The following is a 17,827-nucleotide window of genomic DNA, read 5'->3' as shown; positions in this document are numbered from 1 at the left end:
TTGCCGGTCTGGCAACATGGCCGGCATGGCACACGGCCGGGAGGATCGGATCACCCCACGCACGACGGCCCAGGTCGTCGACGCGGTGGGTCCGCGCCTGCGCGCGCTCCGCGAACGGCGTGACGTCACGCTCGCGGCGCTCGCCGCGGAGACCGGCATCTCGGTGTCGACGCTCTCGCGGCTGGAGTCCGGTCAGCGGCGACCGACCCTCGAACTGCTGCTGCCGCTTGCCCGGGCGTACCAGGTGCCGCTCGACGACCTCGTCGGGGCACCGCAGACGGGCGACCCGCGCGTCCACCTGCGCCCCGAGCGGCACGGCGGGCGGGTGGTGATCCCGCTCACGAAGCGGACCGGGGGCGTGCGCTCGTTCAAGCAGCTCATCCCGCCGGAACCCGCGAACAGCGATCGGACACTGAAGACCCACGAGGGCTACGAGTGGCTCTACGTCCTGTCCGGGCGGCTGCGGCTGCTGCTCGGCGACCGGGAGTTCGACCTGGGGCCCGGCGAGGTCGTCGAGTTCGACACGCACACGCCGCACTGGGTCGGCAACACCACGGACGAGGTCACCGAGGTGCTCTGCCTGTACGGGCCCCAGGGCGAGCGGGCGCACGTGCGGTCGCGACCGGCGGCCCGGGCGGACTGAGCCGGGCGCTTCGCTCGCCGGGCGGATCAGCCGGCCGGCGGGGCAGCCGGTCGGTGGGGTCAGCCGAAGACGTGTGCCGTCACGTCGTCGAGCAGGCCGTCCGTCGGGGTGTTCGACTGGCTGATGCGGATGCCGATGTCGCCGCGGGTGAAGTACGTGTCGCCGTCGATGACCGGGTACTGCGAGTTCTGCGAGACCTTCTGGCAGCGGTATCCCTCGGCGACGTGTGCGCAGTCGTAGCCCTTCGCGGGCAGCGCCTGCAGTGCACCGAACGCGCGGGACGAGTCGACCACCACCACGTCGATCACCAGGTTCGTGATGTCCGCCCGTGGATCCCGCCAGACGCACGACAGGTGCTTGCCGTCGGCCTGCAGGACCGGCGTGAAGGCGTCCTTCGGGCGGGACCACGAGTCGCCGACGACCTTCGGGTCGTTCAGCGGAGCCTCGGCGAACTTCCACTTGCCGGCCGTGATCAGGTCGGAGCACTCGGACGGCACCGTGCCGCCGTCGTGGTCGACGCCGGGGACCGGGGTGATGGTGGACGTCGGCCGCGGGGTGCTCGACGGAGTCTGCGAAGCCGTGGCGCTCGGGGTGCTCGTCGCCGACGGCGTGGTCGACGTCGTCGGCGTGGACGAGGCCGTCGGCGTGTTCACGACGTCCGGTCCCTCGGTGCAGGCGCTCAGGACGAGCGCGGCGCCGATCCCGATCGTCGCGAGCAGTGTCGTGGTGCGTGCGGTGCGCATGAGGTCCCCCGGTCTCGGCGGCTCGGACGTTCTCGTGCCGCGGTGCTGCCGACGCTACCGACGGTGCTGAGCCGCTGGAGTCGCCGGTACCGAACCGTTGCCGGTCCGAGACGGGATCGTGACCGTGGTCGTCCGTCGTCCGTCGGACGGCGCGGGGTCCGGGTCAGGGGCGCCAGACGACCGTCGGTTCGAGCAGGCGGTGCCCGGTCGGTGCGGGCAGGACCGACCTGCCGGTGCCCATCAGCAGGTCCAGCGCCGCCGCGGCCGCGTCACCGAGGGGCTGCTCGACGCTCGAGATCCCCAGGGCCTCGGCCACCGGGGTGTCGTCGTACCCGACCACCGGGACGTCCGGGCCGAGGGCGAACCGTGCCCCGAGCGCCAGCGTGTCCGATGCGCAGACGACCGCGTCGACGGCGGCCCCGTCCGCGATCGCCCGGGTGACGACCTCGGTCGCCGCGGACACGTCGTCCTCACAGACGAGCTGCACCTGGTCGGGCAGACCCGCCGCGGCGAGGGCGTCCTGCCAGCCGTGGCGCCGCTCGTCGCCCTGCCCCGAGGGACTCGGCCACCCGAGGAACCCGATGCGTCGGTGCCCCGCCCCGAGCAGGTGCGCGGTCGCCGCCCGGAGCCCGGCCCGCCCGTCGACGTCCACCCACGGCAGCACGTCGGCGCGCTCGGCCGACTGCCCCCACGGGCGTCCGAACAGCACGAACGGGACGTCCCGGTCGGCGAGCCACCCGGGCCGAGGGTCGCCGTGGAACGTCGAGGTGAGCACGAAGCCGTCGACGTCGGACCCCTCGACGAGCCGCTCGATGTGCGTCAGCTCGTCGTCGACGTCCCGCGCGGTGAAGAGCAGGATCCGCATGCCCCTCGCGTCCGCGTGCTCGACCAGGGCGTGCAGGAAGCGGTCGAGCACCGCGCCGGAGATGCCGTGCACGGGTTCGAGGCGGACGCCCAGGGTCGAGCTCTGCCGGGTCCGCAGCCGCCGTGCCGAGGCGTGCGGGCGGTAGCCGAGGGTCTCGATCGCCGAGCGCACCCGGTCCAGGGTGTCCGGACGGACGACCTCCGGCCGGTTCAGCGCGTTCGACACGGTCTGCCGGGAGACACCGGCGACCGCGGCGACGTCGGCGACGGTGGCGGGCTGCGACATGGGCTTCACCGTAGCGCCTCGTCGGTGTATCGTGATGGCGTTTGATCGATCAAATTGAACGATCCAACGATTACTCGACGAGGAGTACCCGATGCAACGACCCATGTCACGACGCACAGCTCGCGCGCTGACCGCAGGGGCGATCGCCCTGACCGCAGCGCTGTCCCTCTCCGCCTGCGGCTCCGGCTTCAGCGGCTCCGGTTCGGACTCGGGGTCCGGGGGGCTCACCTCGAGCGACAAGTCCCTCTCCGTGCTCATCGGCTCCTCCGGTGACGCCGAGACCGCCGCGGTCAAGAGCGCGGCCGCCGCCTGGTCGAAGTCCTCCGGGACCGGCGTGAGCGTCCAGGCCGCCAACAACCTCGACCAGCAGCTCGCGCAGGGGTTCGCCTCCGGCAAGCCCGCCGACGTGTTCTACGTCAGCACGTCGTCGCTCGCCGGGTACGCGGCGAACGGCTCGCTCCTGGCCTACGGCGACCAGCTGCAGGACCAGGGCGACTTCTACCCGACCCTGACGAAGTCGTTCACCGTGGACGGGAAGCTGTACTGCGCGCCGAAGGACTTCTCGACCCTGGGGCTGTTCATCAACAAGGCGGACTGGAAGGCGGCCGGACTGACCGACGCCGACGTCCCGACGACGTGGGACCAGCTGAAGACGGTGTCCGAGAAGCTCACCCGGGACGGTCGCGTCGGACTCTCGACCAGCCCGCAGGTCGAGCGCCTCGGGGCGTTCATGGCCCAGGCCGGCGGCGCCCTGACGAACGCCGACCAGACGAAGGCGACCGTCGACTCCGCCGCCAACGTCCAGGCGCTCGACTACGTGAAGGGCCTGCTCGACGACGGCTCGATGAAGTTCTCGAGCGACCTCGGCGAGAGCTGGGGCGGCGACGCGTTCGGGAAGAACAAGGCCGCGATGACCATCGAGGGCAACTGGCTCACCGGCGCGATGTCCTCGAGCTACCCGAGCGTCGACTACCAGGTCGTCGCACTGCCGAAGGGTCCGAAGGGCGCCGGCACCCTGCAGTTCACGAACTGCTGGGGCATCGCGAAGGACTCCCCGAACCAGAAGGCGGCGCTGTCGTTCGTCGAGAAGATGACGAGCACCGACCAGCAGCTCACCTTCGCGAAGGACTTCGGCGTGATGCCGAGTGTCGAGTCCGCTGCGAGCACCTGGAAGCGCGACTACCCGCAGTACGCGGCGTTCCTCGACCAGGCCGACGTCGCCCAGGGGCTGCCGAACAAGGCCGGCACGTCGGACGTGGTCGCCGACTTCGACTCGAAGCTCGGCTCTCTGCAGAAGACCGACGTGCAGACCCTGCTCGAGGGCGTCCAGAAGAACATGGCCGCTGCGCTGAAGGGCTGACCGCGATGTCCCGGAAGAACCGCCGCGAAGCCGTCTCGGGCTGGTTGTTCACCGCCCCGACGGTGATCGTCCTCGGCCTGTTCCTGCTCGTGCCCGTCCTCATGGCCGCATGGGTGAGCGTGTCGAACTGGCGCGGGGTCGGCAGTCCGTTCTCGTCCGACGTGTCCTTCGTCGGCGGCGAGAACTACGCGAAGATCCTCGGCGGGGGCGGGCTCGACGAGCAGAACTTCGGCACGGCCCTGCGGAACAACCTCTGGTACGTCGTGTTCGTCGTGCCGCTGCAGACCGCCGTCGCCCTCGGCCTGGCCGTCCTCGTGAACGGACGGGCGCTCAAGGGGCGGGGGTTCTTCCGGACCGCGTTCTACTTCCCGTCCGTCACGAGCTCGGTCGCGATCACCGTGCTCTGGCTGTTCCTGTTCTCGTCTTCCGGTGCGGTGAACACGATCATCGGGTGGATCGGGGTGCGCGGACCGAACTGGTTCAACGAGCCGACCGGCATCTTCCACCTCGGGGCGGGGCAGCCTCCGGCCTTCCTCGCCGACCACACGATGCTCGGCATCTCGTGGTGGGAGTGGACCGCGGGGCCGTCGGTCGCGATGAGCGCGTTCATCCTGCTCGCCGTGTTCACCACGAGCGGCACGTTCATGCTGCTCTTCATCGCGGCGCTGCAGAACCTGTCCGCCGACGTCGACGAGGCCGCGATGATCGACGGCGCGGGCGCCTGGACGCGCTTCTGGCGCGTGACGCTCCCGCAGCTGCGCCCGACGCTCTTCACGGTGCTCACCCTCGGGCTGATCGGGACGTGGCAGGTCTTCGACCAGATCTACACCGGCACGAAGGGCGCCCCGGCGAACACCACGCTCACCCCGGCGTACCTGTCGTACACGTCCGCGTTCCAGAGCCAGCAGTGGGGTGTCGGTGCGGCGATCGCCTTCATCCTGTTCGGGATCATCGTCGTCTTCACGCTGCTGCAGCGCTGGGCACTGCGGGACCGCCCCGTCTCACGACGGCGGATGCGCTGGATCGAACAGGGAGGGTCACGATGACCGCCGCACCCACCTCGGCACGGACGGGAGGCACGGTGCCGGACCTCCGCGCCGCCACCGTCGCACAGGCGCCCGGCCCGGGCCGGGGGCCCCGCCGCCTCACCGGTCGCGGGATCGTCCTGCTGGTCGTCGGCGTGGTCATCGCGGTCGTCTACCTGCTGCCGTTCTACGTGGCGATCGTCAACTCCTTCAAGACGGACGAGGACGCCTCGCTCCACCCGCTCGCCCTCCCCACCACCTGGACGGGCGCCGCGTTCCGGACGCTCTTCGAGAACTCCGACTTCGGCGTCTGGACGATGAACTCGGTGATCGTCGCCGTGGTCGTCACGCTCGGTCGGATCTTCTTCGACTCGCTCGCCGGCTACGCGCTCGCGCGCATCCGGTTCCCCGGACGCCAGACCGTCTTCGCGCTCATCGTCGCGGTGATGGCCGTGCCCGCCGTGGTGCTGCTCATCCCGAAGTTCCTCGTGATCAACCAGCTCGGCATGTACGACTCGTACTCGGGCATGATCATCCCGCTGCTCGTCGACGCCGCCGGGGTGTTCATCATGAAGAACTTCTTCGAGTCGATCCCGGTCAGCGTCGAGGAGCAGGCGAAGATCGACGGCGCCGGGGTGTTCCGCACCTTCTGGTCGATCGTGCTGCCGATGGCCCGCCCGGCCGTCGTGACGATCACGATCCTGTCGTTCCAGGGGTCGTGGAACGAGCTCCCGCACTTCATCGTGTCGGCGTCCTCGCCCGGACTGACGACCCTGACCAAGGGCGTCGCCTCGCTGGCCTCCGGCGCCCTGAGCGCCGGGAACCAGTTCCCGATCAAGCTCGCCGCCGCCTTCGTGATGACGATCCCCGTCGCCGTCGCGTTCTTCGTGTTCCAGCGGCGCATCATGAACACCAGCGACGGGGCGGTCAAGGAGTGACCATGACGACGACCACCACGCCGCCCGACGCCGCCGAGCAGGCCGCCCACGCGGTGCCGCGGCAACCCCTGCTCCACGACGAGGTCGTCGTGCTCGCCGCGCCGACCCAGGCGTGGTCCGACCGGCACGGCGACGTCGGCACGAACCCCGTGCACGGTTACTGGACGGGCGACCAGCGCGTCGTCTCGGCGGTGACGCTGACCGTCGCCGGGTCGTCGGTGGAGCCCGTGGCGACGGTGCCGGCCGGCGCCCGCGAGGTCGTGTTCACCGGACTCCTGCGTGGGCTCGACGGCCCCGGAGCGGACCCGGACGTGCGGCTCGACCGGATCCGGACGGTCCGCGTCGACGGCGTCCACGAACGCCTGCGCATCACGGACCGGCTCGCCCCCGGGCAGCCCGCGGCCGAGCACTCCGGACACACCGGACGGACCGTGACGGTCCGGATCGTGCCGGACGCGAGCGGGATGGACGCCGTCAAGGCCGGCGCACCGCCGGTGCCGGTCCCGGCCGTGCTCGCGGCCGACGGCGGCGGGACGGACGCGGGCCGTGCCTCCTGGACGGCGGGATCGGTGTCCGTGACCCTGCGTGCCGACGGCGCCACGGTCACCACCGACGGCGACGCCGTCGTCCTGACCTGGAGCCTGCCGCACGCGCGGACCGTCGAGGTCGCGTGGGACTGCCGCGTCACGGCCCCGGACGCCGTGGCCGTCGGCGCCACCACGCCGCGGACGTTCCACGCGCCGCAGGGCGTTCAGGACGACCGGCTCCGCCGATGGCTCGACCGCGCCGTCGAGGACCTCGACGCGCTGCGGCTGCGCCGGCCGGAGGGGGAGTTCCTCGCCGCCGGGGCACCGTGGTTCTTCACGCTCTTCGGGCGCGACTCGCTCTGGGCCGCCCGGTTCCTGCTGCCGGTCGACATCACGGTGGCCGGCAGCACGCTCCGGGTGCTCGCCGCGCTGCAGGGCACGCGCGACGACCCCGCCACCGCCGAGCAGCCCGGGAAGATCCCGCACGAGCTCCGGCAGGCATCGCTGCCGGTCGACAACGACGAGATCTCGCTGCCGCCGCTGTACTACGGCACCGTCGACGCGACCCCGCTGTGGATCTGCACCCTGCACGACGCCTGGCGGGCCGGCCTGCCGGAGGACCAGGTCCGGGCGCTCCTGCCCGCCCTCGGGCGCGCCCTGGCGTGGATGCGGGACTCCGGCGACGCCGACGGGGACGGCTTGCTCGAGTACGTCGACGAGTCCGGCCGCGGGCTGGCCAACCAGGGGTGGAAGGACTCCGGCGACAGTGTGCAGTGGCGCGACGGACGGCTCGCCGACGGCCCGATCGCGCTCTGCGAGGTGCAGGGGTACGCGCACGAGGCGGCCGTGCACGGCGCCGACCTGCTCGACGCGTTCGGGCTGCCGGGGGGACCGGAGTGGCGGGCGTGGGCGGCGCGCCTGGCCGACCGCTTCCGTGCGACGTTCTGGGTGACGGACGCGGTCGGGCCGCACCCGGCGATCGCCCTCGACGCCCGGAAGCACGCCGTCGACTCGGCGACGAGCAACATCGGCCACCTGCTCGGCACGGGACTCCTGGACGAGCGCGAGGAGGCCGTCGTGGCCGCCCGGGTCGTCGCACCGGACATGGCGAGCGGCTTCGGTCTGCGGACCCTGTCCACGACGGCCTCGGGCTACTGGCCGCTGAGCTACCACGGCGGCTCGGTGTGGGCGCACGACACCGCGGTGGTCGTCGCCGGGCTCACCCGTTCGGGCTTCCGGGACGAGGCGCGGGCGCTCGCCGAGCAGCTGCTCGCGGCGGCGGTCGCCTTCGACTTCCGGATGCCCGAGCTGCACGCGGGAGACGCCGCCGCCGAGGTGTCCCGACCGGCGCCCTACCCGGCGGCGTGCCGACCTCAGGCGTGGAGTGCGGCGGCGGTGTTCCCGGTGTGGGTCGCGCTGCGGTGAGGGCGTCGGGCGCTCAGCGCTGCGCCCACGCGCTCCGCAGCCGCGCCCGCAGTGCGACCCGGAAGCGACGGGCCCAGCGCCGGGGCGGGTTCGCCCGGCGGCCGTTGACCCGGAAGGTGTGGAACGCGCGGCGGGTCCGGCGGACCACCGACCCGAAGCCCGAGAACGGTCGCGAGGACACCTGCACGAGCAGCCGCCGCGACGCGACCACCCGGAGCGCCGGGTCGATCGCCATCGACAGGTCGACGTCGTCGTGCACCTCGGGGTCGTCGCGGTGCACGCGGGAGCGCGCGGCGGTCCACGTCGCGCGGTGCATCGCGGTCGCGGAGCCGAACAGCGGCGGTCGCCCGAGCGCCGCCCACATCAGCACGAAGTACGGGCGCATGTAGAGCACGTCCCACACCTGCTGGACGAGCACGCTGCCGTCGTGCGGCCGGCCGGGCCCGGTGACCGCGACGACGCCGGGACGGCCGAGCAGCCGGAGCGCCTCGGCGATCCAGCGGGGCGGCGGCACCGAGTCCGCGTCGAGCCGGACGAGGACGTCGCCGGTCGCCGCGTCGTAGCCCCGTGCCGAGGCACGGGCGATGCCACGCACCGGCTCGACGAGCACGCGGGCGCCGGCGGCACGGGCCACCGCGGCGCTGTCGTCCCGGCTGCCGTTGTCCACGACGATCACCTCGGCGGCGGGATGGCTCTGCGCGGCGAGCGCCTGCAGGCAGCGCTGCAGCAGGAGGGCGTCGTCGAGCACGGGGACGACGACGGAGACACGCTGCACCCCTGTGATCCTGCCGGAGACGCGCTGGACGCACGCGCGGTCGGACGGAAGGATCGTGGCGGCGCCGCCACGATCCTCCCGTCCGTCCACCGGCCACGTCGGGACTGAGCGTGCCCTCAGCCCGTCTCGGGACGACCGTCCGCGCGACGGGCGTTGACTGGGGGCATGCAGTTGACGAAGTACAACCACGCCACGGTCGTCCTCGAGCGGGACGGCGTCACCCTCGTCGTCGACCCGGGCACGTTCACGCCGGAGGCCGCGGACCTCGTCCGCTCGGCCACGGCCGTGCTCGTCACCCACGAGCACTTCGACCACCTCGACGTCGACGCCGTCCGCGCCGGACTCGCCGCGAACCCGGACCTGGTCGTCCGCGGCCCGCAGCCCGTCGTCGACCAGCTCGGCGCACACGACGGACGCGTCGGAGCGGTCGCCGCGGGCGACGCCTTCACGGTCGGCCCCTTCGCGGTCCGGGTCTTCGGCGAGCAGCACGCCGTGATCCACCCGGACGTGCCGGTCATCCCGAACGTCGGCTACCTGGTCGACGACGCGGTGTTCCACCCGGGCGACGCGTACCTGGTCCCCGGGGTGCCGGTACCGACCCTGCTCATGCCGACGAGCGGGCCGTGGACGCACATGGCCGAGGCGGTCGACTACGTCCGCACGGTCGCGCCGGCGCGGATCGTGCAGATCCACGAGACGATGCTCAGCGACCTCGGCCAGCAGTCCACCGCGCGGTTCCTCGGGCCGGAGGCGCTCGGCAGCGTCCCGGTGACGATCCTGCCCGCGGGGGAGAGCATCACGGTCTGAGTCGCGCCGGTCCCAGTCGCGTCGGGCTGAGTCGTCGCTCCCGGTCGGGGGTGCACGCTGGACGGATGGCTGATGCTCCCTCGACCGCGGTCCTGTTCGACATCGACGGGACCCTCGCCGACTCCAACTACGCGCACGTCGATGCCTGGTGGCGGGCGTTCCGCGCCGTGGGGGAGTCCGTGGACGCGTGGCGCATCCACCGTGCCATCGGGATGGACTCCGGACGGCTGCTCGACGAGCTGCTCCCGGAGGCCGGCGACGACGTCCGCGACCAGGCGGAGCAGTTCCACACCGCGTACTACGCCGAGCACGTGCCGCAGCTCCGCCTGCTGCCGGGGGCCCGCGAGCTGCTCGAGGATGTCGCCCGCCGCGGACACGCCGTCGTCCTCGCCACGAGCGCGCCCGAGCACGAGCTGGCCGCGCTGCGGGAGCTGCTCGACGCGGCCGCGTGGGTGACCGCCGAGACGAGCTCGGAGGACGTCGACGAGGCGAAGCCCGCGCCCGGCATCGTGCAGGCGGCGCTCGACAGGGTCGGGGTCGACGCGGAGCACGCCGTGATGGTCGGCGACGCGATGTGGGACGTCGAGGCGTCGGCGAAGGTCGGGCTGCCGTGCGTCGCGGTGATGACCGGTGGCATCGGCGGCGACGAGCTCCGGCGAGCGGGAGCGGCGGCCGTGTACGACGACGCCGCGGCGGTGCTGCGGGCGCTCCGCGACGGCGAGGGGCCGATCGCCGCGCTGGCCTGAGCGGGCGGATGCTGGTGCGGCGGTCGCCGGGCCGCCGCGGGTCCCGCCCGTGGGAGGATGGTCGATCGTGATCACGATCGAGCGCGTCGCCTGGGAGGACCCGCGTGGTGTGGCCCTCCGCGCCACCATGGACGAGGAGATGCACGAGCGCTACGGCGCCGGGCACCGGGACGAGGACCCCGCCGTCACCGCCGAGCGCGACCGCGTGCTGACGGTCGACCCGGCCACCGTGATCACCTCGCTCCTCGCCGTCGACGAGGACGGCACGCCCCTCGGGCACATCGCGGTCCGGTGGCTCGGTGACGAGGTCGAGCTGAAGCGCCTCATCGTCCTCGCCGCCGCCCGGGGCAAGGGTGCCGCGACCGCCCTGCTGTCCGAGGGTGAGCAGGTCGCGCGCGAGGCCGGTGCCGCCCGGGTCATCCTGCAGACCGGGGACAAGCAGCCCGAGGCCGTCGCGCTCTACCGGAAGACCGGCTGGCAGCAGATCGACGTGTACGAGCCCTACGCCGCCACCATGCCCTGGTCCTACTGCTTCGCGAAGGCGCTGTAACCGGGCGGTAGCCCAGCTGTCCCCCGACCACTTGTTGCACTTTCAGTATCAGAGTGCAATTCTTGCTCGGTGAGCACCACCGAACGCACCCGCGCGCTGCGCCGACGCATGGTCGTCGAAGCACGCCGGGCGACCATCGAGCACGGGCTGCACGGCTTCACGATCGAGCAGCTCTGCGAGACGGTCGGGGTCTCCCGTCGCACGTTCTTCAACCACTTCGCGTCGAAGGACGACGCCGTGCTCGGCATCGAGCAGGGCGCGACGGAGGAGCTCCTCGCGGCGTACGCGTCCCGGTCCCTGATCCCGACCGAGGTCGGCCCGCTCGGGTCGATCGTCGCGCTCGCGATCGAGCAGATGCACGTCGTCGGGCTCGACCGTGCCGACGAGGCCCTGGTCCGCCGCGTGTTCGAGCGGGAGCCGGTGATGGTGGCGAAGTTCCTCGCCGCCGCCGACGTCCAGCTCGCCGCGGTCGGTCGGGCCGTCCGGCAGCGGTTCGGCTGGACCGACCCGGGCGACCGGCGCGCCCAGCTCGTCGCCGAGGCCGCCGCGGGCCTCCTCAAGGTCACCGCCGGCACCTACTTCGACGACGCGTTCGACGAGTCCACGGGCCCGACGTTCGACGCGTTGCTCACCGAGAACCTCCGCCAGTTCAGGGCGGCCGTCACCACCACCGGACAGGACCACACCGCATGAGCGCGACCGCGCAGGGCACGAAGCGTGCGCGACCCGGATCCGACGGGCCGCTGCTGCTGACGCAGCGCCGCATCTGGATCATCTTCTCCGCCCTGATCGCCGGGATGCTGCTGTCGAGCCTCGACCAGACCATCGTCTCCACGGCGATGCCGACCATCGTCGGGGAGCTCGGCGGCGTCGCGCACCAGGCCTGGCTGACGACGGGTTACCTGCTCGCCTCGACCATCGTGATGCCGATCTACGGCAAGTTCGGCGACGTCCTCGGCCGCCGCAACCTGTTCCTCGTCGCGATCGCGCTGTTCACGATCGCGTCGGCCGGGTGCGCCTTCGCGGGCGACTTCACGCAGCTCGTGGTGTTCCGCGCGATGCAGGGCCTGGGCGGCGGCGGTCTGATGATCCTGTCGCAGGCGATCATCGCCGACATCGTGCCGGCCTCGGAGCGCGGCAAGTACCTCGGGCCGCTCGGCGCGATCTTCGGGCTCTCGGCGATCGGCGGCCCGCTGCTCGGCGGCTTCTTCGTCGACCACCTCACGTGGAACTGGGCGTTCTACATCAACATCCCCGTCGGCATCGCCGCGTTCTTCGTCGCCTGGTTCGCGCTGACCCTGCCGACCAAGAAGGCCGAGAAGAAGATCGACCTCCTCGGCGTCGTGCTGATGTCCGCCGCGACGACCTGCCTGGTGTTCTTCTCGGAGTTCGGCGGCAGCAAGGACCACGGCTGGGACGCCCTCGAGACGTGGGTCTGGTTCGCCGGCCTTGTGGTGGCGGCCGCGCTGCTCGTCCTCGTCGAGTCGCGCGTCGAGGACCCGGTGCTCCCGATGTCGTTCTTCCGCAACCGCACGTTCCTGCTCGCGACCGGCATCGGTCTCGTGCTCGGCATCGGCATGTTCGCCGCGATCGGCTTCGTCCCGACGTTCCTGCAGATGGCGTCGGGCACCTCGGCCGCGGTCTCCGGCCTGCTCATGCTGCCGATGATGGTCGGCCTGATCGGGACCTCGATCGCGTCCGGCAACCTCATCACGAAGACCGGCCGCTACCGGCTGTTCCCGATCGCCGGCACGGTGCTCGTCGCCCTCGCGATGCTCGCCATGACGCAGCTCGCCGCGGACACCCCGATCTGGCTGATCTGCACGTACCTGTTCGTGTTCGGCGCGGGCCTCGGCCTGATCATGCAGGTCGTCGTCCTCGTCGCACAGAACGCCGTCCCCGCCGAGCAGGTCGGCACCGCGACCTCGACGAACAACTACTTCCGCGAGGTCGGCGCCTCCCTCGGCACGGCCGTCTTCGGTGCGCTGTTCACCGCCCGGCTCACCACGTCGCTCACCGACGTCTTCCGGGGTGCCGGGGGTTCGGCGACCGACGCGGCGTCCTCGGCCGGGAGCATCGACCCGGCCACGGTCGCGAAGCTGCCCGAGGCCGTGCAGGACGGCATCGTGAACGCCTACGCCGACTCCCTGGCGCCGGTGTTCTGGTACCTGCTGCCGTTCCTCGCGATCGCGTTCCTGCTCGCGCTGTTCCTGCCGCAGATCACGCTGTCCGACACGGCCGGCATGGTGGCCCGCGGTGAGGCCGTCGGCGGCGACGAGGCCGACGAGCTCGAGCGGGCCCAGCGGGCCGGCCGGGCGGCGGGTGTGGAGTCGAACGTGGATGCCGACGCCGGAGCGGACGCCGCCGGGTCGCCGAGACGCCGCTGAGTCACCGAGACGCCCCCGTTCCCGGGGGTGTCTCGCCGTTCCGGGGGCGTCTCGCCCTGACGGGGCCGTCCCGCGCCGGTCGCGGGGCCGGCACCCACCGGACGGGAGGCGCGTGGCGGGCCCGCCACGCGCCTCCCGTCCGTCCGCGCCCCCACCCGAACGGCGCGAGACGCGCGCTGGCGGACGCGACTTGCGCCCGCGGACGCGAGTCGTGTCCGCTGAGCCGAGTCTCGGCCCTGCCGGGCGCGCGGTGCGCGCCGTTCAGCCGCCGGTGCTCGCCCGCCGCACCAGGCGCGTCGGGAGCGCGACCGGCTCGGCCGCCGTGCCGTCGACCGCCGCGAGCAGCCGGAGGGCTGCGGCGCGTCCGAGTTCCGCTCCCGGCAGTGCGACGCTCGTCAGGGCCGGCGCGGTGACGGAGGACGAGGGCAGGTCGTCGAAGCCCGCGACCGCGAGGTCCTCCGGGACCCGCAGCCCGGTCGCGGCGGCGACGCGAAGCACGCCGTACGCCAGGGTGTCGGCGGCGGCGACGACCGCGGTGACGCCGTCCTCGTGCCAGGCCTCGAGTGCGTGCTCCGTCGCGGCTGCGGCGGCGTCCACCGTCAGGTCCGCCCGGGCGCCGAGCTCGGACACGGTGATGCCGGCGGCTTCGCAGGCCTCCTGGAACAGACGGTGCCGGACGCCGAAGGTGGCGACCCGTGCCGTGCCGTCGAGGTACGCGACCCGCTCGTGCCCGCGCTCCCGCAGGTGCGCGACGAGTTCCGCGACGCCGGAACTGAGGTCGTAGTCGACCGCGACGGCGCCGGCCGGGGCGTCCGGGGCGTCGAGCAGCACGACGGGGACGGCGGCGTCGAGCGACTCACCGGCGGCCGGGGCATCGACCAGGATGCCCGCGGGCCGGAGCCGCTCGAAGCGCCGGAGGTCGCTCGTGGCCGGCTGCGCCCCGCGCTCGGTGACGGAGAGCACGAGCTGGTACCGGTCGCCAAGGGTGTCCCGGACGCCCCGGATGACCTCGGCGAAGAAGGGGTTCGACAGGTCGGGGGCGATGAGCACCACGAGGTCGCCCGTGCCCCGCGCCAGGGAGCTCGCCGCGTGGTCGACCACGTACCCGAGCTGGTCCACGGCGTCGCGCACCCGCGCGGCGATCGGGGCGGAGACCCGGCCACGGTCCTTGCCGTTCACGACGAGGGACACCGTGGCGATGCTCGTGCCGGCGCGTTCGGCCACCATCGCCGCGGTCACACGGCGGGCCGGGACGGCGGAGGATGGCACCCGTCGAGCCTAGCGACGCACGCGGCCCGGCAAGCCGAGAACCGCTCGGGGAGTTGACGTCAAACGCTTGACGTGTTTTCATGTCAAACGCTTGACGCGCCGTGCCGGAGTTGGTTCCTCCACGACGCGGACCCCACCGCGTCAAGCACAGACCTCCCGGTCGTCCAGCACCCCCCGATGAAGTGGAGCCCCACGGTGTCCGATGCGACGAAGCAGAAGATCATCCTCGACTGCGACCCCGGCCACGACGACGCCGTCGCCATGATCCTGGCGCACGGCAGCCCGGCGATCGAACTGCTCGCCGTGACGACCGTCGTCGGCAACCAGACCCTGCCGAAGGTCACCCGCAACGCCCTCGCCGTCGCGCGCATCGCCGGCATCACGGGGGTGCCCTTCGCCGCCGGCAGCCCGCGCCCGCTGCTCCGCGAGATCGAGGTCGCCCCGGAGATCCACGGCGAGAGCGGCCTCGACGGCCCGATGCTCCCCGAGCCGGCCTTCGCCCTCGACGAGCGGCACGCGGTCGACCTGATCATCGACACGGTCATGGCGCACGAGCCCGGCACCGTCACGATCGTGCCGACCGCGGGTCTGACGAACATCGCCCTCGCCGTCCGCAAGGAGCCGCGCATCGTCGAGCGCGTCAAGCAGGTCGTGCTCATGGGCGGCGGCGTGCACGTCGGCAACTGGAGCGCGGTCGCCGAGTTCAACATCGTCATCGACCCCGAGGCGGCGGACATCGTCTTCCGCGCCGGGTGGGACGTCGTCATGGTCGGCCTCGACCTCACGCACCAGGCGCTCGCCACCCCCGAGGTCGCCGCGCGCATCGCCGCCGTCGGCACCGGCCCGGCCGCGTTCGTCGGGGAGCTGCTCGACTTCTTCGGCAAGGCCTACGAGGACGCGCAGGGCTTCGACTCACCGCCCGTGCACGACCCCTGCGCCGTGGCGTACGTCATCGACCCGACGATCGTCCGCGCCGTGAAGATGCCGATCGCGATCGAGACCACGGGCACGCACACGCTCGGCATGACGGTCGCCGACCTCCGCGCACCGGCGCCCGAGGACTGCCGCACGAGCGCCGCGATGGAGCTCGACCACGAGCGGTTCTGGGACCTGGTCGTCGACGCCCTCGAGCGGATCGGCGAGACGCCGGACACCGGGTGGACGCCCCGTGCCGGCGCCGACGCCGAGACCGTCGCCACGGAGGCCTGAGCACCGTGACGACCACCTCGACGAAGAAGTCGACCGGCGCCCTCATCGCCGCCCTGCTCGCGGCGTGCATCGCGTTCCAGCTCAACGCGAGCATGCTCAGTCCGGCCCTGGTCACGATGGCGCGCGATCTGCGTACCGACGACGCCACGATCGGCCTGTCCCAGACGCTGTTCTTCACGCTCGCCGCACTGTTCTCGCTGTTCCTGCCCCGTCTGTCCGACATCGTCGGGCGGAAGCGCGTGCTCCTCGGCATGCTCGCGGTCATGCTCGTCGGCAGCATCGTCGCCGCACTCGCCGTGAACGTCCCGATGCTCTTCGCCGGCCGCATGATCCAGGGCGTCACCGGCCCGGTCGTGCCGATCGGCCTGCTCATCCTGCGCAACGAGATCGCCGACCCGAAGCGGTACGGCGCGGCCCTCGGCCTGCTGACCGCTGTGAACGGCGGCATCGCCGGCGTCGACGCGCTCGCCGGCGGGTGGATCGCCACGAACTTCGGCTTCCGCGGCATCTTCTGGGTGATCGCCGTCGTCACCGTCGTCGCGACCGTGATGGTCGCCGCGTGGGGCGTCGAGTCGAAGCCCTCGGCCGGCACCCGGATGGACTGGTGGGGCGTGCTGCCGCTGGTCGTCAGCGTCGGTGCCCTCCTGACCGCGTTCAACGAGGCCGGCAAGCTCGCGGCCGCGGACTGGGCACTCGTGGTCGGCGCGGTCGTGCTCGCCCTCGTCGCGTTCTGCGTGTTCTGGGCCGTCGAGTCCCGTGTCCGCGAACCCCTGGTCGAGACGCGGTTCCTCAAGCGTCGGGCGACCTGGGCGCTCCTCGTGACGACCCTGCTCACGATGACCGGCGTCTTCGCGGTCGTGAACGGCCTCGTGACGAGCCTCGCGCAGAACCCCGAGGTCGGCTTCGGCATGGAGCCGGACCTCGCCTCGCTCGCGTTCCTGACGCCCTACGCGCTCGTCGGTTGGGTGGTCGGACCCTTCGCGGGACGGCTCGCGCCGACCCTCGGCTACCGTGCCGTGCTCCGCGTGGGCCTGGTCGGCAGCATCGTCGCCACGGTCGTGATGGCGATCGTCGGCGTGCACTCGCTGCCGGTGCTCGTGGCGGCGACGGTCCTGATCGGCATCACCTACGCGGGCATCGCGAACATCATCCTGAACGGCCTCGGCATCGTGCTCTCGCCGGACTCGAACCCCGGGTTCCTGCCCGGTCTCAACGCCGGTGCGTTCAACCTCGGCGCCGGCATCAGCTTCGCGGTCCTACCGGCGCTGCAGATCGCCCTCGGGACCGGAGGGTCCGCCGGGACCTCCGGGTACTCGGGTGGCATGCTCCTCGGAGCCGTGATCACCTGCGCGGCCCTCGCCACGTCCTTCCTCATCCCGCGCCCGGCCTCGGCCGAGACAGGAGCCACCGCATGAGCGGCATCGTCGTCGTCGGGAGCCTCAACGCGGACCTGGTGGTCCGCACCGAGCGCTTCCCCCAGCCCGGTGAGACCCTGCACGGGTCCGACCTCGCCACCCTGCCCGGCGGCAAGTCCGCCAACCAGGCGGTCGCAGCCGGGAGGCTCGGGGGCACCGTGCGCATGATCGGTGCGGTCGGCGACGACGGGAACGGTCGACTGCTCCGCGACTCCGTCGCGGCTGCCGGGGTCGACACCACGCACGTCGCCGTCCGTGAGGGCGTGCCGACCGGCACCGCCGTCATCACGGTCGACGCCGCCGGAGAGAACACCATCGTGGTCTCCGGCGGCGCGAACGCCACGCTCACGCCGGACGACCTGCCCGCCGACGCCTTCGACGGCACCGGGGTGCTCGGCCTCTGCCTCGAGGTCTCGATCGACGTCGTGCTCGCGGCCGCCCGCGCCGGACGGGCCGCGGGCGCCACCGTGCTGACGAACCTGTCGCCCTTCGGTGCCGTGCCGCAGGAGCTCCTCGACCTGACCGACGTGCTCCTCGTCAACGAGCACGAGTCGGTCGCGCTCGGAGACCACGGTGTCGCCCGGTCGATCGTGACGCGGGGTGGCGAGGGCTGCGTGGTGCACGACGGGGACGCCGAGTCGGTCGTGGTCGAGGCCGTTCGGGTCGACCCGGTGGACACCACGGGCTGCGGCGACGCGTTCATGGGGGCCGTGGCGCTCCGACTCGACGCGGGGGACTCCCTCGTCGACGCGGCCCGGTTCGCCGTCGGCGTCGGGGCGTACGCCGCGACGGAGCCGGGCGCCCAGGCGTCCTACCCGACCCCCGCCGAGCTGGAGCGCTTCCTGCGGTCCTGACCCG

Annotated in this window: 17 protein-coding genes; 13 read left to right on the top strand and 4 right to left on the bottom strand. The window is 72.5% G+C overall.

Translation table 11 applies throughout. The features are described from left to right. Positions 1 to 25 precede the first annotated feature (25 nt). Entirely contained in the window at positions 26 to 643 is a 618-nt protein-coding gene (locus HUN58_RS10300) for a helix-turn-helix domain-containing protein (protein ID WP_152999508.1), read from the top strand. A gap of 59 nt (positions 644 to 702) precedes the next feature. On the opposite strand, the gene HUN58_RS10295 is transcribed toward HUN58_RS10300, so the two are convergent. Both HUN58_RS10295 and HUN58_RS10290 read right to left on the bottom strand, forming a co-directional pair. Next, a complete protein-coding gene (locus HUN58_RS10295; RefSeq protein WP_208745494.1) occupies positions 703 to 1,386 on the bottom strand; it encodes a hypothetical protein in 684 nt (227 codons plus the stop codon). A 163-nt stretch (positions 1,387 to 1,549) separates the two neighbouring features. Beyond that, the gene (locus HUN58_RS10290) at positions 1,550 to 2,536 is read right to left on the bottom strand and encodes a LacI family DNA-binding transcriptional regulator (RefSeq protein ID WP_058742077.1); all 987 of its coding nucleotides are present in this window, start codon (positions 2,534 to 2,536) and stop codon (positions 1,550 to 1,552) included. A 103-nt stretch (positions 2,537 to 2,639) separates the two neighbouring features. Between HUN58_RS10290 and HUN58_RS10285 the strand changes: the two genes are divergently transcribed. The 4 genes from HUN58_RS10285 to HUN58_RS10270 are packed head-to-tail and all read left to right on the top strand — an operon-like array spanning position 2,640 to position 7,811. Further along, positions 2,640 to 3,896 carry an extracellular solute-binding protein gene (locus HUN58_RS10285; RefSeq protein WP_144805383.1) on the top strand — a complete coding sequence of 419 codons (1,257 nt, stop codon included), beginning with the start codon at positions 2,640 to 2,642 and terminating at the stop codon, positions 3,894 to 3,896. A gap of 5 nt (positions 3,897 to 3,901) precedes the next feature. Continuing rightward, positions 3,902 to 4,942, top strand: coding sequence for a carbohydrate ABC transporter permease (locus tag HUN58_RS10280; protein WP_058742075.1), 1,041 nt, complete (start codon positions 3,902 to 3,904; stop codon positions 4,940 to 4,942). Beyond that, complete coding sequence (locus HUN58_RS10275; protein ID WP_114850726.1) at positions 4,939 to 5,859, top strand: carbohydrate ABC transporter permease; 921 nt, start codon at positions 4,939 to 4,941, stop codon at positions 5,857 to 5,859. Before HUN58_RS10280 ends, HUN58_RS10275 begins: the two co-directional genes overlap by 4 nt. Before the next feature lie 2 nt (positions 5,860 to 5,861). After that, positions 5,862 to 7,811, top strand: coding sequence for an amylo-alpha-1,6-glucosidase (locus HUN58_RS10270; protein WP_180225792.1), 1,950 nt, complete (start codon positions 5,862 to 5,864; stop codon positions 7,809 to 7,811). 13 nt (positions 7,812 to 7,824) lie between these two features. Here HUN58_RS10270 and HUN58_RS10265 read toward each other — a convergent pair whose 3' ends face one another. After that, positions 7,825 to 8,586, bottom strand: a complete 762-nt coding sequence (locus HUN58_RS10265; RefSeq protein WP_114850728.1) for a glycosyltransferase family 2 protein — start codon at positions 8,584 to 8,586, stop codon at positions 7,825 to 7,827. A gap of 165 nt (positions 8,587 to 8,751) precedes the next feature. Between HUN58_RS10265 and HUN58_RS10260 the strand changes: the two genes are divergently transcribed. The 5 genes from HUN58_RS10260 to HUN58_RS10240 all read left to right on the top strand — a co-directional run bounded on the left by HUN58_RS10260 (position 8,752) and on the right by HUN58_RS10240 (position 13,076). After that, positions 8,752 to 9,393, top strand: a complete 642-nt coding sequence (locus tag HUN58_RS10260) for an MBL fold metallo-hydrolase (RefSeq protein WP_180225791.1) — start codon at positions 8,752 to 8,754, stop codon at positions 9,391 to 9,393. A gap of 65 nt (positions 9,394 to 9,458) precedes the next feature. Beyond that, the gene (locus HUN58_RS10255; RefSeq protein WP_180225790.1) at positions 9,459 to 10,139 is read left to right on the top strand and encodes an HAD family hydrolase; all 681 of its coding nucleotides are present in this window, start codon (positions 9,459 to 9,461) and stop codon (positions 10,137 to 10,139) included. Between the two features lie 67 nt (positions 10,140 to 10,206). Next, positions 10,207 to 10,689, top strand: a complete 483-nt coding sequence (locus tag HUN58_RS10250) for a GNAT family N-acetyltransferase (protein WP_254631442.1) — start codon at positions 10,207 to 10,209, stop codon at positions 10,687 to 10,689. 69 nt (positions 10,690 to 10,758) lie between these two features. Further along, complete coding sequence (locus tag HUN58_RS10245) at positions 10,759 to 11,382, top strand: TetR/AcrR family transcriptional regulator (RefSeq protein WP_254631441.1); 624 nt, start codon at positions 10,759 to 10,761, stop codon at positions 11,380 to 11,382. Continuing rightward, positions 11,379 to 13,076, top strand: a complete 1,698-nt coding sequence (locus tag HUN58_RS10240; protein ID WP_180225789.1) for an MDR family MFS transporter — start codon at positions 11,379 to 11,381, stop codon at positions 13,074 to 13,076. Before HUN58_RS10245 ends, HUN58_RS10240 begins: the two co-directional genes overlap by 4 nt. A 261-nt stretch (positions 13,077 to 13,337) precedes the next feature. Here HUN58_RS10240 and HUN58_RS10235 read toward each other — a convergent pair whose 3' ends face one another. Beyond that, on the bottom strand, positions 13,338 to 14,345 hold the full coding sequence (locus tag HUN58_RS10235) for a LacI family DNA-binding transcriptional regulator (protein WP_254631440.1): 1,008 nt from the start codon (positions 14,343 to 14,345) through the stop codon (positions 13,338 to 13,340). Positions 14,346 to 14,522: 177 nt separating this feature from the next. On the opposite strand from HUN58_RS10235, the gene HUN58_RS10230 reads away from it, so the two are divergent. From HUN58_RS10230 to HUN58_RS10220, 3 genes are read left to right on the top strand one after another with little or no spacing between them, the layout of a single operon-like run. Then, entirely contained in the window at positions 14,523 to 15,554 is a 1,032-nt protein-coding gene (locus tag HUN58_RS10230; protein ID WP_114850732.1) for a nucleoside hydrolase, read from the top strand. Further along, a complete protein-coding gene (locus HUN58_RS10225; protein ID WP_208738930.1) occupies positions 15,551 to 16,969 on the top strand; it encodes an MFS transporter in 1,419 nt (472 codons plus the stop codon). The genes HUN58_RS10230 and HUN58_RS10225 overlap by 4 nt, the downstream gene beginning before the upstream one ends. Next, positions 16,966 to 17,823, top strand: a complete 858-nt coding sequence (locus HUN58_RS10220) for a ribokinase (protein ID WP_180225788.1) — start codon at positions 16,966 to 16,968, stop codon at positions 17,821 to 17,823. Before HUN58_RS10225 ends, HUN58_RS10220 begins: the two co-directional genes overlap by 4 nt. Positions 17,824 to 17,827 lie beyond the last annotated feature (4 nt).

The organism is Curtobacterium sp. Csp1, assembly GCF_013347185.1.
The sequence above is the reverse complement of the archived record's forward strand: the minus strand, read 5'-3'. Positions and strand labels throughout refer to the sequence as shown.